The sequence below is a fragment of the Novosphingobium resinovorum genome, from assembly GCF_027922145.1.
Lineage (GTDB): Bacteria > Pseudomonadota > Alphaproteobacteria > Sphingomonadales > Sphingomonadaceae > Novosphingobium > Novosphingobium resinovorum.
Window position 1 is genome coordinate 31,830 of record NZ_BSFC01000019.1, and the last position, 14,386, is coordinate 46,215.

16 protein-coding genes are annotated in these 14,386 nt (G+C 67.4%); 5 read left to right on the top strand and 11 right to left on the bottom strand.

Going from position 1 to position 14,386, the window contains the following annotated elements; all coding sequences use genetic code 11:
• Positions 1-11 precede the first annotated feature (11 nt).
• Both PKE80_RS10145 and PKE80_RS10150 read right to left on the bottom strand, forming a co-directional pair.
• Positions 12-728, bottom strand: a complete 717-nt coding sequence (locus PKE80_RS10145; protein WP_036527426.1) for a FliH/SctL family protein — start codon at positions 726-728, stop codon at positions 12-14.
• 9 nt (positions 729-737) lie between these two features.
• Positions 738-1,766: a flagellar motor switch protein FliG gene (locus PKE80_RS10150; protein WP_036527424.1), complete on the bottom strand. Its 1,029-nt coding sequence runs from the start codon at positions 1,764-1,766 to the stop codon at positions 738-740.
• A 127-nt stretch (positions 1,767-1,893) separates the two neighbouring features.
• Here PKE80_RS10150 and PKE80_RS10155 point away from each other — a divergent pair, with 127 nt between their 5' ends.
• From PKE80_RS10155 to PKE80_RS10175, 5 genes are all read left to right on the top strand, one after another.
• Positions 1,894-4,626: an NHL repeat-containing protein gene (locus PKE80_RS10155; protein ID WP_271182373.1), complete on the top strand. Its 2,733-nt coding sequence runs from the start codon at positions 1,894-1,896 to the stop codon at positions 4,624-4,626.
• 11 nt (positions 4,627-4,637) lie between these two features.
• On the top strand, positions 4,638-5,063 hold the full coding sequence (locus PKE80_RS10160) for a flagellar basal body protein (protein WP_036527421.1): 426 nt from the start codon (positions 4,638-4,640) through the stop codon (positions 5,061-5,063).
• A 545-nt stretch (positions 5,064-5,608) separates the two neighbouring features.
• The gene (locus tag PKE80_RS10165) at positions 5,609-6,706 is read left to right on the top strand and encodes a helix-turn-helix domain-containing protein (RefSeq protein WP_271182374.1); all 1,098 of its coding nucleotides are present in this window, start codon (positions 5,609-5,611) and stop codon (positions 6,704-6,706) included.
• Positions 6,707-6,867: 161 nt separating this feature from the next.
• Positions 6,868-7,536, top strand: a complete 669-nt coding sequence (locus PKE80_RS10170; protein ID WP_271182375.1) for a SatD family protein — start codon at positions 6,868-6,870, stop codon at positions 7,534-7,536.
• Positions 7,506-7,907 carry a hypothetical protein gene (locus PKE80_RS10175; RefSeq protein WP_271182376.1) on the top strand — a complete coding sequence of 134 codons (402 nt, stop codon included), beginning with the start codon at positions 7,506-7,508 and terminating at the stop codon, positions 7,905-7,907. The genes PKE80_RS10170 and PKE80_RS10175 overlap by 31 nt, the downstream gene beginning before the upstream one ends.
• A 29-nt stretch (positions 7,908-7,936) precedes the next feature.
• On the opposite strand, the gene PKE80_RS10180 is transcribed toward PKE80_RS10175, so the two are convergent.
• The 9 genes from PKE80_RS10180 to flgC form a co-directional block, all read right to left on the bottom strand.
• Positions 7,937-9,079: an alpha/beta fold hydrolase gene (locus PKE80_RS10180; RefSeq protein WP_271182377.1), complete on the bottom strand. Its 1,143-nt coding sequence runs from the start codon at positions 9,077-9,079 to the stop codon at positions 7,937-7,939.
• A 74-nt stretch (positions 9,080-9,153) separates the two neighbouring features.
• A complete protein-coding gene (locus PKE80_RS10185; RefSeq protein ID WP_036527415.1) occupies positions 9,154-9,594 on the bottom strand; it encodes a flagellar biosynthesis protein FlgN in 441 nt (146 codons plus the stop codon).
• Complete coding sequence (locus PKE80_RS10190) at positions 9,584-9,889, bottom strand: rod-binding protein (protein WP_036527407.1); 306 nt, start codon at positions 9,887-9,889, stop codon at positions 9,584-9,586. Before PKE80_RS10190 ends, PKE80_RS10185 begins: the two co-directional genes overlap by 11 nt.
• A gap of 1 nt (position 9,890) precedes the next feature.
• Positions 9,891-10,991 carry a flagellar basal body P-ring protein FlgI gene (locus tag PKE80_RS10195; protein WP_036527406.1) on the bottom strand — a complete coding sequence of 367 codons (1,101 nt, stop codon included), beginning with the start codon at positions 10,989-10,991 and terminating at the stop codon, positions 9,891-9,893.
• Between the two features lie 184 nt (positions 10,992-11,175).
• The gene (flhB, locus tag PKE80_RS10200; RefSeq protein ID WP_271182378.1) at positions 11,176-12,252 is read right to left on the bottom strand and encodes a flagellar biosynthesis protein FlhB; all 1,077 of its coding nucleotides are present in this window, start codon (positions 12,250-12,252) and stop codon (positions 11,176-11,178) included.
• A gap of 1 nt (position 12,253) precedes the next feature.
• On the bottom strand, positions 12,254-13,033 hold the full coding sequence (locus PKE80_RS10205) for a flagellar biosynthetic protein FliR (protein WP_271182379.1): 780 nt from the start codon (positions 13,031-13,033) through the stop codon (positions 12,254-12,256).
• Positions 13,034-13,147: 114 nt separating this feature from the next.
• Positions 13,148-13,411: a flagellar biosynthetic protein FliQ gene (locus PKE80_RS10210; protein WP_271182380.1), complete on the bottom strand. Its 264-nt coding sequence runs from the start codon at positions 13,409-13,411 to the stop codon at positions 13,148-13,150.
• Positions 13,412-13,610: 199 nt separating this feature from the next.
• On the bottom strand, positions 13,611-13,952 hold the full coding sequence (gene fliE, locus PKE80_RS10215; RefSeq protein WP_036527400.1) for a flagellar hook-basal body complex protein FliE: 342 nt from the start codon (positions 13,950-13,952) through the stop codon (positions 13,611-13,613).
• 10 nt (positions 13,953-13,962) lie between these two features.
• Positions 13,963-14,373, bottom strand: a complete 411-nt coding sequence (gene flgC, locus PKE80_RS10220) for a flagellar basal body rod protein FlgC (protein ID WP_211150603.1) — start codon at positions 14,371-14,373, stop codon at positions 13,963-13,965.
• Positions 14,374-14,386 lie beyond the last annotated feature (13 nt).

A 14,386-nucleotide genomic window follows, 5' to 3' on the forward strand; every position in this document is an offset into this window, starting at 1 on the left:
AGGATTTGGCGTCAGAGCAAAACCCCCGCGAGTTCCGCCATCACCGCGGCGCGGCGCGCCTCGGCATCGACGTTGAGGCCGCCCGAAGTCCATTCGATGCGCGCGTCGCCCTGCGGCACGGCCTCGTCGTCGATCACGGTGATCGCCAGCGGGCGGCCGCATTTCGCCTCGCGCGCCTCGACGAGGACGTCCACTTCGTCGCGCATTTCCGGGTTCACGCGGACCACCAGCGCGGTGCCTTGCGCCACTTGCTCCAGCGCGCGGGCCAGTGCCTCGTCCACGGCGCGCGCGGGAGAGGTTTCGATGGCGTGGCCGGCCAGCATTTCTGCCGCGTGGAGGGCGACCGCGCCCGCCTCGCCGATCATGCGGCGGGCGACGGCTTCGACCTGTCCCTCGATACCGTCGAGCGCGGCGTGAAGCGCGTCCGTCGCCGCCAGCAGCGCCTCGCCGCGTTCCGAACGGGCCTGCGCGGCGCCCGCCTCGAAGCCGTCGGCGCGGGCGCGGGCGAGTTCGGCGCGGTGCTCGGCCTGCATGCGCTCGATGCGGGATTCAAGGTCCTCGATCCGGTCACGCAAGGATTCGGGCAGGGTTTCCGCGGCGGACGCAGGCTCGGGCTCGCCGGGCACGGGGACAAACGGCGTATCGACGGGGTGGAAGAACACCCGGTCGAAGCCGAAAGGTTGTATCGTTCCCGCGCCGTCGGCGGGTGCCTTCGGGTTAGTTGCCATCAGTCGTCATCAATAGATCATCGCATCGTCGCTCTTGGGGTCGGCGAGGACGATTTCGCCGCGCTCGCCCAGATCCTTGGCGAGCGTGACGAGGTTGCCCTGCGCGGCCTCGCATTCGCGGGCGCGCACCGGCCCCATCGCGGCCATGTCGTCGCGCAGCAGCTTGGCGGCGCGCTCAGTCATGGCGCCGAAGAACAGGCGGCGCATCTCTTCCGGCGCGCCCTTGAGCGCCAGCGCCAGTTCGCGCTTGTTGCAGTTGCGCACTATGACCTGGATCGCGCTCGGCAGCAGGTTCGACAGATCCTCGAAGGTGAACATGAGCGCACGGATGCGCTCGGCTTCCTCGGGCGCCTTCTCGTCGAGCGCGCCGAGCATCGCCTCCTCGGTCGAGCGGTCGAGCGCGTTGAACAGTTCGGCCATCGTCTCGTGCGGATCGCGGCGCTGCGCGCGCGAGAGGTTGGTCATGAACTCCGTCTTGAGCGTCTGCTCGACCTGCACGATCACGTCCTTTTGGACGGTCTCGGTCTTGAGCATGCGCATGACGACCTCGGTGCCGAAATCGCGCGGCAGCGCCGCCAGCACGCGCGCCGCGTGGTCGGGCTTGAGCTTCTGGAGGATCACCGCGACGGTCTGCGGGTGCTCGCTCTTGAGGTAGCCCGCCAGCACGCCTTCGCTGACGTTCGAGAGCTTGTCCCACATCGTCCGGCCGGAGGGACCACGAATGTCCTCCATAATGTCTTTGACGCGCTCGGGCGCGAGCACGCCTTCGAGCAGCCGTTCGGTCGTCTCGTAGGAGCCGTGCAGCGTCGTAATCGAGGACACCTCGCCCGAAAACTGGCCGAGCAGGTATTCGACGACGACGGCAGGCACGCGGCCGAGCGACGCGATCGAGGAAGACAGCTCCTTGATCTCGTCGTCGTTCAGCTGCTGCCAGATGGGGATTCCGTGCTCCTGACCGAGCGCCAGCAGCAGCGCAGCCGCCCGCTGGGTGCCCGAATATTTCTTGAGCTCCGGCGGCTCGCCCACCGCGGTCATCATGTTCACTGCGAGATTCCTTGAAAAATGCGCAATTTCATCCGATCGCAAGGTCTTCCTTCTATTTATAGGAAGGACGCCCACGCAACCGGCTCACGAGGCACAATTGACGATAAGTCTGAATAATGGGTTGATCGGCCTGTCGGTTCTGGGAGGAACCTCGGCCTATTCATCCTATCAAAGCAGCCTCGCCTCGTCCGACAGCGTGGCGGTGACGGCGGCCAAGAAGGCGTTCACGACGCCCACCACGGCGGCGCCGTGGCTCGATGCTCTGGGCACCGATACCGCGACCAGCGCGCAAGTCGCGGCGGTCAAGCGGCTCGCCTCGATCATCGATGCCAATGGCGACAGTTCGCTGGAGGACCTGCCCGACGTCCAGACCGCCTTTACTGCTTACAAGGCGCTGGAAAACCTGCGTATTCTGGCGCAGGCAGGCACCTCCAAGACGATTTCCGCGACCGAGCGGGCGGCCTTGCAGAAGAGTTTCGCGCTAGGTCTGGCGGACCTTCAGGGCTACCTTTCGAGCGCCGATACCGACCTTCTCGAACTTGGTTTCGGATCGGTGACGAGCAGCACCCGTACCCTGGGCGTCGAGGCTCGCTACGCCACCGGCGCGGTTGCCGGCACCGGCGTTTCGACCACCCGCGCGGCCCCGGTCGAGGGTCTGACGGGCAGTGAAATTTTTCAGGTGACCCTGACCCGCGGCACCACCAGCGAGGTCGTCAGCGTCGATCTTTCGCAGACGAGCACCCAGCCCCCGACGCTTGATTCGGTCGCCGCCGCGCTCAATGCCGCGATCGGCGCGAAGATCGCCACGAACGCCAGCGGCACTCCGATCCTCGATGCCGAGGGCAATACGACCTCGCAGTGGAAGTCGCACTTCACCGTCGAGAAGACCGACGGCAAGTGGGGCCTCACCTTCAACCCCTCGGGCATAGAGAAAGTCTCGATCGATCAGGTCGCGGCGGGCGATGCGTTGATGGTGGCGAGCGGCGAGACGGCGACGATCTCCGGCACCAAATCACCCACTTCGGCCAATGTCTACCGCATCGAGGACCTTGCCGGATCGCTAACCTGGGAGCGGCTGAGCAAGATCAACGCCGTGGATACCGACGCCACCGCCCGCGCCGCCGCAAGCGCGGCCGCCACCGCCAAATCCACCAAGACCGAGCTGGCCGAGAACGCCGAGTACACCGTCGTTTCGGCGACCGCCGCCAATGCCATCGCCACCGACGCGGACGGCTATAGTTACATCGTCGGCACCACCGCAGGCGACATGGGCACGCAGACCGGCGACGGCACCGACGACTTGTTCCTCACCAAAGTCGACAGCGAGGGCACGGTGGTCTGGCAGCGCAATCTCGGCGCGGCAGGCACCGCCTCGGGCGCGGCGGTGACGATCGCGCCCAACGGAGAGATCGTCGTCGCGGGCACCGTCTCGGGCGCGTTCAACGGCAGCGACGATACCCAGACCGACCTCCTCGTCAGCCGCTTCAACGCCAAGGGCGAGGAGCTTTCGAGCACCGCGATCCGCCAGGTCGGCAACGAGACCGCAAGCGCGGTGACAGTCGGCAACGATGGTTCGATCTACGTCGCCGGGCGCGCCGCAGTCGGGGCAGGGGGCGGAGGCGGGGACGCCGTGATCGTGCGGCTCGACGCGGCGGGCAAAATGCAGGAGCGGCGCACCATCGACAGCGGCGGGTCGGACTCGATCTCGGCCCTCGCCATCGATGGGGACGGCAACCTGCTGGCGCTGACCAACGAGAAGGGCGTCGCCACCTTGCGCAAGACCGCCGCCGGATCGCTGAGCACGGAGCTCGGCTCGGTGGCGCTGGGCAATGCCTCAGCCAAGGCGATCGCGGTGTCGGACAGCGGCCAGATCGCCGTCGTCGGCGCCACCAGCACGGCGCTGAACGGCGCGCAGGTCAATGGCCTCTCCGGCGGGACCGACGCTTTCGTCACCCTGATCGAGCCGGATTTCTCCGCCACCCTCACCAGCTACATCGGCACCGACAGCGCCGATCAGGCGGACAGCGTCGCCTATCTGAACGGCGCACTCTACGTCGGCGGACGCACGGCGGGGACGCTGGGCGATGCGAAAAAGGGCAGCGTGGACGGCTTCGTCGCGCGGATCGATCCCGCCGATGGCTCGGTGCAGACGGTCTCGCAATGGGGCCAGCGCAGCAGCGCCGTGGAGCCGGTGCGCATTACCGCCGTCGCGGGCGGGGCGACCAGCGGCCTCGGCGCGCTTGGCCTGCACCGCGGCGTGCTCAACCAGCAGAGCACCGGCGACCTCGTGGCCGAGACCTCGCTGCGGTTGGGCGACAGCTTCAAGATCAGCGTCGACGGCGAGACCGCGCGCACCGTCACCATCGAGAAGGGCGAGACGATGACCAGCCTCGCCGCCAAGATCCGCAAGATCGCCGGCACCGACGCGACCATCACCACGCCCTTCACCGACGGCGCCTCCAGCCTCAAGATCGACGTCAAGTCCGGGCACACGCTGGAACTGATCGCGGGCGCGGACGGCAAGGACGCCCTGGGCAAGCTGGGCCTCGATCCTATCCGCCTCGTGCCCTCCAAGGTGCTCGATCCGAAAGCCGCCAAGGTGATGCCGGGAGGGCGCTTCAACCTGAACTTGTCCAGCGCGCTGACGCTGACCGACGCCACCACGGCAGGCACTGCGCTTTCCCGGGTCAAGAGCGCGCTGTCGATGATCCAGTCGGCCTATCGCTCGCTCTACTGGGATTCGGGCAAGGCGGCGATCGTCGACGGCACCATTTCCGGCAGCGGCGGCAGCGCCTACCAGCAGGCCAAGCTCGCCAGCTATCAGGCCGCGCTTTCGCGCCTCACCGGTTCCTAAGGAGGCACCCGATGTCCACCCTCCCCCCCCTGTTCGACGGCATGGGCCGCGCCATGAAGTCCATGGCCGAGCGCCAGCGCGTCATCGCCGAGAACGTCGCCAACTCCGAGACACCGGGTTACAAGGCCCGGACGGTCGAGGCTCCGGACTTCTCCGCACTGGTGGACGGCCAGCTGGGCTCGAGCGGCACGCCGCACGTGGCTCGCCCGCACGTCGAACTCTCGAGCAGCATGACCGCGCTGGGCGCCAGGGCCCCGCAGGCAGGCGGGCGCATCGTCCTCGACGGCAATACCAGCGAGACCAAGCCCGACGGCAACAACGTGACGCTGGAAGACCAGCTCCTGTCGCTGGGCCAGGTGCAGCAGGACTATGCAGCGATGACCAACCTCTATCGCAAGCAGATGGCGCTGATGAAGACGGCGGTGGGCAAGGGGTGACCGGCATCCTCCCCGTTGCGCAGCAATGGGGAGGGGGACCGCCGACGCAGTCGGTGGTGGAGGGATAGCGCGCTCAAAGCCCCCTCCGTCAGTCGCTGCGCGACTGCCACCTCCCCATCGCTACGCGACAGGGCGGATTGAGCCGACACTTAAAGGATGAGCCTTGGCGAGCAGAAAATTCGCCCCTTCATCCCCAATTTCGCATCCATTTCGGACCTTGCAGCGTTATCCTGCAAACCCACAGATTCCGCCGTTTCGCGCATCCACACTCCGGTTTTGCGGAGGGCAACTGGCCGGATTGCGTAAGAAATGCGAAATTTTAAGGATATCGCAAGGCAGTAAGCGCCAATTCCCAAGTTCCGCCAATCAAGCGGCGGTCGCGAAAAAGACCCGATTCGGCAGAACACTCCGAATGGGCGCATTGACCGGGAAGGTCGGACATGAAAAGTCCCGGCCATCCCCAGAATGGAACAAGATCTGCGATGAACGACAAGTCGCCCGGATTAAGCGGTCGGGCCGGTCCCCGGCAAGTAATGGAGGCGGCGATGACGACAATCGATTACCATCGCATGCTCGTATTCCCGAACCGCATCCGTAAGTTTCGCAAGCAACTCAATATCGGCAGCCTGCTAGAATTGTCGGAGCGGCTTTCGGGAATAACCTATATCCGCCTCTCCAAGATCGAGCGGGGAGAGATTTTCGCCCGGCCCGACGAACTGCGTGATCTCGGCCGCGCGCTCGGCGTGGACCCCGTGGAACTGCTGATCGACGTCGATGCCCCAGGTTTCGACATCGCCGCATGGGCGGAACCTCTCCACGGCCCCGCCCCTGCCGACCCTGAGGGCGAACTGCGCGCGGTGCTGCTCGCCGCCGCCCTGCGCGCGCGGCGCGGCGGCGATCCGGCGCTGACGATCGCGGTGCTCGAAAGCGAATACGGCATTGCCCCGGTGGTACTGTCGCGGATCGAGAATGCGCTCAAGCCGCTGGAACGCTGGAACGAGGACGTGCGGGCCGCCCTGCGCCGCCTGTTCGGCGCGCCCGACGACAAGGCGCTGATGGCCGAGGTCGAGGCGCTCCACGCCGCCGGGGACCTCGACGCGGTGCTGCCGATGGTCGCCAACCCCGAGATCCGCCTCACCAAGTCGCGCACGCGCATCGCAGCGCTGAAGGACGAACTGAGCGGCGGCGCGCCTGAGGTTGCTGCTCCTGTAGCAGCACGGGCAACGATTCCAGCTCCGGCGCCGAAGACCGAGCCTATGGCTCCCGACAACGCCGCTACCCTGCGCCTGCTTCCCGTCCTCGGCACCCCCCTGCCCGGCGGCCTGATCGCGCCAACCCCGACCGGCGCCGAGGTCGAGGCGCCGCGCAGCGCGGGCCCGCGCGCCTATGGCCTGCGCCTCGGCCGCCCGACGCTGGGCGCGGGACTGCCCGGCCGCGCTACCTTGGTGGTGGACCCCGACCGCTACCCCGCCACCGGCGGTCTCGCCGTCGTGCGCGAGGGTGAGGCGCTGCGCGTCCTTTCCGTCGCCGCCGACCGGCACGGCCGCATGCTCGGCTATTCGCAAAGCCCTGATCTGGAAGTGATGCTCGACACCCTCGCCCCGGCCGACGTCGCGGCGGTGCTCTCCGCGGTGTTCGAGTAAGGGCGACGCCACTCGCGGCGCTCGCCCCCGGGAGTTGTAACCCGTTTTTGGGATAATTCTTCGATTACACCGAATTTGGGTTAAAAATTGAAGTGACCCTTTTTTGGGTTGATGCCGTCACCGCGTTCATGGCTTCCTCTCCCTCCTTCCATGCCGTCCTCATGGGCGATCTCGTGGGGAGCGAGCGGCATGCGGATCCCCGGGACCTGCACGCCCGGTTCAATGCCGCGATCGACCGCCAGAACAAGGCCCTTGCCGCCGACATGGCCTCGCCATTGACGATAACGCTTGGTGACGAATTCCAGGGCCCGTTCACCTCGCTGGTGGCTGCCGCGCAAGCCGCGCGCGAGATCCGCTTCGAGTTGCTGGGCAAGGACATCGACTGCCGTTTCGTGATCGGCAGCATCGATCTTAGAACACCGGTCAATTCCCGGCGCGCCTGGAACATGATGGGGCCGGGCTTCGCCGACGCGCGGGAACGTCTGGGGGAAAAGCGCTCTGCGAGCCGTTACCGCTTCTCCTTCCCGCAGTACGAGCTTCTCGAAACCCTGCTGGAAGCAAGCGGCGCAAGCCTGACCGCCATCGAGCGCGGGTGGTCGCAGGCCCAGCGCGGCGATATCGTCAAGCTGCTGGCCGGGGCCTCGGTCGCCGAAGTGGCGAACGCCCGCAATGTCAGCGTACACAACGTCTACAAAGTGCGAAGCGCAGGCGACTTCGAGCTGTATGTCATCCAGTGGGCCGCCATTCACAAGGCGCTCGCCGAGCTCGACCATCGATACCGATTGCCGGGGGCCGACAAATGGGGTGCGCATTCCTTTACACCGCAGTAGCCCTGATACTGCTGACCTGGGAGGGCAACCTGATCTGCCGGGGGATCTTCCACCTCAGCGGCCTGAAGGATTCCATCGCGCATCTTCCTACTGCGGCGCACAACGCGGGCCGCTGGATCGGCGTATTCGAACGGCTGATCCTGGCCACGGGGATCATCGTCCATAGCTGGGAGATCCTTGCCGCTGTGATCGCGCTCAAGACCGTCGCGCGCTTCAAGGACATGGACGAGCGCAATTTCGCCGAATACTTCCTGGTCGGATCGCTGTTCAGCATCTTGTGGACGATGCTGGCGACGAGCGCGTGGATCGCATATGACCACAACGCGGGGATCGACTTGCGCACACACACCGAGCAATGGCTCGGAATTTAGGCCGGGAAGGGCTGACCGGGAATCGTCTTTCAGAACGTGCCGCAGTTGCCCGGTGCCTTGCGGCCGGCGAAGCGGGCGTCGATCCAGTCCAGCATCGCCGCCGCCTCGCTGCGCGCGACGGTCTCGTGCCGGCCCCCCTGTATCGACATGAAGCGCACGGTCCTGCCCCGCCTGCAGGCGAGGCGGGCGAAGTCGCGCACCACGGCCGGGGCGACGGTCGTGTCCGCCGTTCCGGTCGCGATCAGGGCGGGGACCGGGATCGCCGCCGCGGAGGGATTGTTTGCGCGCATCATGCGGCCCCAGGGCTGCTGCCGGGATAAATCGAGCCTGGCGATCGCCCGCTGGGCAATGGCGATGCCGGCGATGGTGCCCAGCTTGGGCCGGGCGTCGAAGCGCACGCAGTTGTTGTCGGCGAGCCGCATCATCACGCGCTGGACCGAGGGCGACCCGAACGTCGCCATGGGCGCGCCGTAGAGCCGCGACCAGCTGGTCGCCGTATAGGCGATCAACAGGGCGCGCACGCGCGGGTCGCTGCCTTCCGTCAAGTTGCGGGGAAGGTCGGTCGGCGGCACCACCGCGACGATCCCCGACAGCTGCAGCTCGGGCGCGTAGCGTGCCTGGATCTGGCCGGACCACAAGGCTGCGTGGCCGCCTTGCGATTCCCCCCAGAGCGCGAAGCGGGTGCCGCTCGCCGCCGCCGGGATGCGACGCGCGGCGCGCACCGCATCGAGGGTGGAACGGCCCTCGCTCACGCCGATCAGCACCGGATGCACGCCTTCCGACCCCAGCCCCGGATAGTCGGGCGCGACCACGGTATAACCGCGGGCGAGGGCATCCTTCAGGCCGGGGATCACGGTGAAGTTGTCGTCCCCCAGCGACGGCGCGCAGCGGCGCGCGATGCCGACCAGCCCGTGCGTCCAGGCGATGACCGGCCGGGCGGGAGCAGCGGGAGCGGGGGCAGCGGGGGCGACGACCATGCCGGTCACCGCGAGGGGCCGGTCTTTCTCGTCACGGGTCCAGTAGCGGATGCGCCAGGCCTTCATGCCGGCAGGCGCGGTGGCGACCGGATCGGCCGCGATCAGCGTGCCCGCAGACTGCGCCCGCGCCGTCGAAGCGGTGAATGCCATGGCCGCCGCCAGCAGCAGAACCGGTTTCCCGCAGATACCGCCCATCAGGCCGTTCCTTCCCGAAACAGACTGCGGCCTTAGCACGCCGGAGGGCGGCGGGGCTCCCGAAAATTACCCGCTCAGAACTCCCCGTTGAGCGAAATCGGCGTCGTCAGGTCCGCGCGGGCAAGGGTGCCGCGCGCCCCGTAGGCGTAGGCGCGGTTGCCGGTCAGGCGCTTGGCCTCGGACGCAATCGCGCCCATCAGGTCGGCGGACAGCTCGATGTGCCGTTCCAGCAGCGCGGCGTTGACCATCGAGGCGGCGCGCAGCTCGCCCAGCGCTTCGGTGAAGCTCTCGCGCAAGGGGGCGTCCAGCTGCGCGGTCCAGCCCGGCTCCTGCCGCGTCACGCGGGCGAGGTGTTCCTCCAGCGTGCCCACGAGCCGCGCCTTGGCCGAGGCCAGTTCGGCCAGGTCGAGCGCGCGGATGCCGCTCTCCAGCGCGCGCGTCTCCTCGCGCATGACCGAGGAGAGCGAGGTCATGACCCCGACGATGGCGGCGGCGGTCTCGTTGTCATTCGGCATTGGTCGCGCCCTGCAGGCGGATGATCTGCGCCTCGACCGCCGAGGCAATGCCGAGGCCCTTGCCGGACGCGATGGAGTTGCCGATCTGCTCGGCCAGGATGCCGCGGAACATCTCCTCGCCGTGGCCGCCGGAGAACTGCTCGTCCTGCTCCACGGTTTCCATCATGATCTTGGTGATCTGGCCTGCGAAGACGCCTTCGAACTGGCGCGCCACCGCCGCCGGGCTGCGATCCTGCGAGATCGTCGGCGCCTGAACCGGCGGCCGCGTGGGATAGGTATTGATCGGATCGCTCATCCTACTGCACCGCTATTTCGGCCTGCAGCGCGCCCGCCGTCTTGAGCGCCTGCAGGATGGTGATGAGATCGCGCGGGCTGACGCCCAGCGCATTGAGGCCGCCCACCAGCGTCTGCAGCGAAGTGCCGCTGGTCAGCATCGCCAGCGCCGCGCCGTTTCCGTCGTTGGCCTGGATGGTGGTGCGCGGCAATACCGCCGTCTGCCCGCCCGAGAACGGCGCGGGCTGCGAGGCCACCGGGGTCTCGGTGACGCTGATCGTCAGCCCCCCTTGCGCGATGGCCACCGGACTGACGCGCACGTCCGCGCCCATGACCACGGTGCCCGCCGCCTCGTTGATGACGATCCGCGCGGGCTGGTCGACCGCGACGGTCAGGTTCTCGACCTGGGTGACGAGGTCGATCAACGAGCCGCTGCCATAGGGGCGCAGCTCCACCGTGCCGGGATCGAGCACTTCGGCCGAGCCGGGCGCCTGCCGGTTGATGGTCTGGGCGATCTGGCGCGCGGTGGTGAAATCGGGGTTCTTCAGCGCCAGTTTCAGCGAGTGGGCATTGCGCAGGTCATAAGGCACCTCGCGCTCGATGATGGCGCCGCCGGCGATGCGCGCAGTGGTCATCACGCCCCGGCTGAGCTTCGCGCCCGCCCCTTGCGCCTTGAAGCCGGAGACGGCGACGGGCCCTTGCGCCACCGCGTAGATCTCGCCGTCCAGCGCCCGCAGCGAGGAGACGAGGAGAATGCCGCCCTGCAGGCTGCTGGCGTCGCCGAGCGCCGAAACCTGCACGTCCACCGTCGATCCCGCGCGCGCGAAGGGCGGCATCGTCGCGGTGACGGTTACGGCGGCGACGTTCTGGGTAAGCATCTGGGTGCCCCGGATGTTGACGCCCATGCGCTCCAGCATCGCCTGCAAGGTCTCCTCGGTGAAGGGGACGTTGCGGATGCGGTCGCCGGTGCCTTGGAGACCGACCACCAGGCCGTAGCCGACCAGCTGGTTGGTGCGCACGTTCTCGACGTCGACGATGTCCTTGATGCGCGGCTGCGGGCCTGCCTGTGCCACCGAGGGCGACAACAGGGCGAGAAGCGCGAGGAGGAACGGCAGCCGGGGCATCGTGTGCTTTATAGGATGGAGTTGGGAGGGTCGGGTGTGACCGACGCAATTCCTCCCCGAGCTTGTCTCGGGGAAGGGGGACCGCCCGCGAAGCGGGTGGTGGAGGAGGAGAAGGCGTGCAGATTCTCCCTCCGTCGCCGACTTCGTCGGCGCCACCTCCCCAAGACAAGCTCGGTGAGGAACATCAGCGCCCCGCCTTCTTCGCCAGCTTCAGCACGTAGCCGATGATCTCCGCCACTGCCTGATAGTGCTCGATCGGGATGGGGTGGTCGATCTCCACCGCCGCGAAGAGCGCGCGGGCCAGCGGCGGGTTCTCCAGGATCGGCACCCCGGCCTCCGCTGCGACCTCGCGGATGCGCAGGGCCACCGCGTCCACGCCTTTCGCTACCACCGTCGGCGCGGCGGTCACGCCATGCTCGTATTTGAGCGCGACGGCGTAGTGCGTTGGGTTGGTCACGATCACGCTGGCGGTCGACACTGCCGACATCATCCGCTTTCGCGAGCGCTGCATCTGGATCTGGCGGATCTTGGCCTTGATCTTGGGATCGCCGTCGTTCTGCTTGTGCTCGTCCTTCACTTCCTGAAGGGTCATGCGCATGCGCTGCAGGAAGCTGCGGCGCTGCCACAGGAAGTCGAACAGCGCGAGACCCGCGACCAGCATCGCCACCGCGCGCAGGGCCTCGAACGCGAGCCCCCCCGCCGCCGCACCGATCGCGCCGGGAGAGCGGCCGACCAGCCCGTCCACGCCCTGCAGGCGCGGCGCCAGCACCATCCACACCACGAGGCCGATTGCGCTCATCTTGGCCAGCGTCTTGGCGAATTCCACCAGCGCGCGGGTGCCGAACAGGCGCGAGAACCCGCTCGCGGGCGAGAGCTTGGACCATTTCGGCGAAAGACGCGACCAGCTCATCACCGCGCGGCCCTGCAGGAATATCGTGCTCACCGCCGCGGCCATCAGCACCGCGAAGACCGGCAGCAGCGACACCAGCGTGTGCCACGCGACCCCGGTGGCAAGGCCCTGCGCGCCGTCCGGATCGAGGCTGAAATCCTCCGCATGGCCCCAGAGCCGCTTGAGCATGGTGCCCAGGCTTTCCATCGCCGAGAGCCCCAGCCACCCCGTCACCGCCAGAGCGCCCGCCATCATCGTGGCGTGGCGAACTTCCGGCGCGATGGCGACTTCGCCGCGCTTGCGGGCGTCGTCGAGCTTCTTCTGCGTAGGCTCGTGTGTGCGCTGGTCCTTGTCGGGGGCGTCATCGGCCATGTCAGAGGTTCCACCCGCTCTGCATGAACGTGGCCATGGCGTTCGCGAAAGCAGTGAGCATCGCCCCCATCGTCATCGCCAGGACCGAGAGACCGAGCAGCAGGTTCGCGGGCTGCATGATGAAGAACACCTGGATCGAGGGCGCCACCCGCGCCGCCAGCCCCTGCCCCAGATTGAACAGCATGCCGTAGAGGATCAGCGGCGCGCACAGGCTCAGCCCCAACGCCGTCGCCTGCCCCATGACCGCGACGGCGAGATGCGCAAAGTCAGCGGCAGGCGGCATCCCGCCGACCGGAAAGCTGGCGTAGGACTTGAAGATCGAGGCGATCCACAAGTGATGCACGCCCGTCGAAAGGCACACCACGATCGCCGAGACGCCGACGAACCGCGCGAGCAGCGGCACCTGCCCGCCCATCGCCGCATCGACCACCAGCGCGGAGGACAGGCCCACCTGCTGCGAGGCCAGCGCCCCGGCAATGGCGGCGGCACTGAACAGGATGCGCACGATCATGCCGAGCGCGAGGCCGACCATGACCTCGCCGATCACCAGCAGCGGCATCGACAGGCCGGACTGCAACGCAGGCGTGACGTGCGGCTCCAGCATGCCATACATGCCGAAGGTGAAGGCCAGCGCCATGACGAGGCGGATCTGCATCGGCAATCCGTCGTCGGAGAAGGCGGGCAGCAGCATGATGACGCTGCCGACGCGGCAGAACAGCAGCAGGAACGCCGCCGTGTCGATCGGCAGACGCAGCAGGGTCGCGAGGTCGATGGCGTTCATGCGGGTGCGCCCGCGCGGTAAATCGACGCGCACGCGCAATCGCGGGGATGACGGATCGGGTTTTGATACCCCAGCTCTCGCCTATGCGAGCTTCGATCAAGCACGATCGGCGGCCTAATGCGCGACGATGGCGTCGGCCACGCGGTCCATGAAATTGCTCAGGGCATGGCCGATCATCGGCAGGCTGAGCAGCATCACCACGCCCAGCACCAGCAGCTTGGGCACGAAAGTCAGCGTCATTTCCTGCACTTGCGTCAAGGATTGCAACAGGCCGATGAGCACGCCGACGATCAGCGCGGCGATCAGCATCGGCCCGCAGATGGTCAGCATCAGCACCAGCGCGGCGCGGGCGAGTTCGATGGCGGCGTCCGGCGTCACGGGATGGCGCGATGCCGCCCCTTTGCTTCGTCACCCTGAACTTGTTTCAGGGTCCATCGCGCCTCAAGCCCGGTGCTTTGCCGCAGCAAACCGCAAGCGCCGATGGTGACATAAGCCATCGGGTACGACCGCCCGATGGATCCTGAATCAAGTTCAGGATGACGGGGATTTGGTCCCCGTTCAGCGCACCCGCTCATCCCTAGATCTGCATCTTCATGATGTCGGAGTAGGCCGAGACCACCCGGTCGCGCACCGCCACTACCGTATCGAGCGCGGTTTCCGCCGCGCCAATGGCGGTGACGACGTCGATCAGGTCGCCCTTGCCGCCGATCTGCTTGATGCTCTGCGCCTCGGCCCCGCGCAAGGCGTCGCCGGTCTGCGAGACCATGCTCTCGACCATCGAGCCGAACCCGCCACCGCTCGGAGCAAGACCACCGGAGGGCGCAAGGCCGCCACTCCTCTGGCCGGTATCCGAGAGCGGATTGGTGGCCCGGGCCGCCCGGGCGTAAGCGGAAAGCCCATCGAGGGAGCCGATCGACATTGCCTCGTCCTTACTTCAGCAGATCGACGGTGCGCATGGTCATGCCGCGCGCCGCCTCGATGGCGTTGAGGTTGGCTTCGTAGGAGCGCTGCGCCGCCTTCATATCGGCGGCCTCGATCAGCGGATTGACGTTGGGCTGCTCGACATACCCTTGCGCGTCGGCGACGGGATTGCCGGGCTGGTAGATCCGACCGAAGGCACTCTGGTCCGCTTCGATGGACTTCACGGTAACTTGCGTGGCGCCGGTATTCCGATCGACCTCGCTTGCGAAACTGGCGACGCGGCGGCGATAGGGATCGCCCTCGGCCGTGGTGGCGATGGAGTCCGAGTTGGCGAGATTCTCGGCGATGACGCGCATCCGCAGCGCCTGCGCGCGCAGGCCCGATGCCGAGACGTCGATCGAATTGCCCAGTTCCGCCACGCTTGGTCCCCAG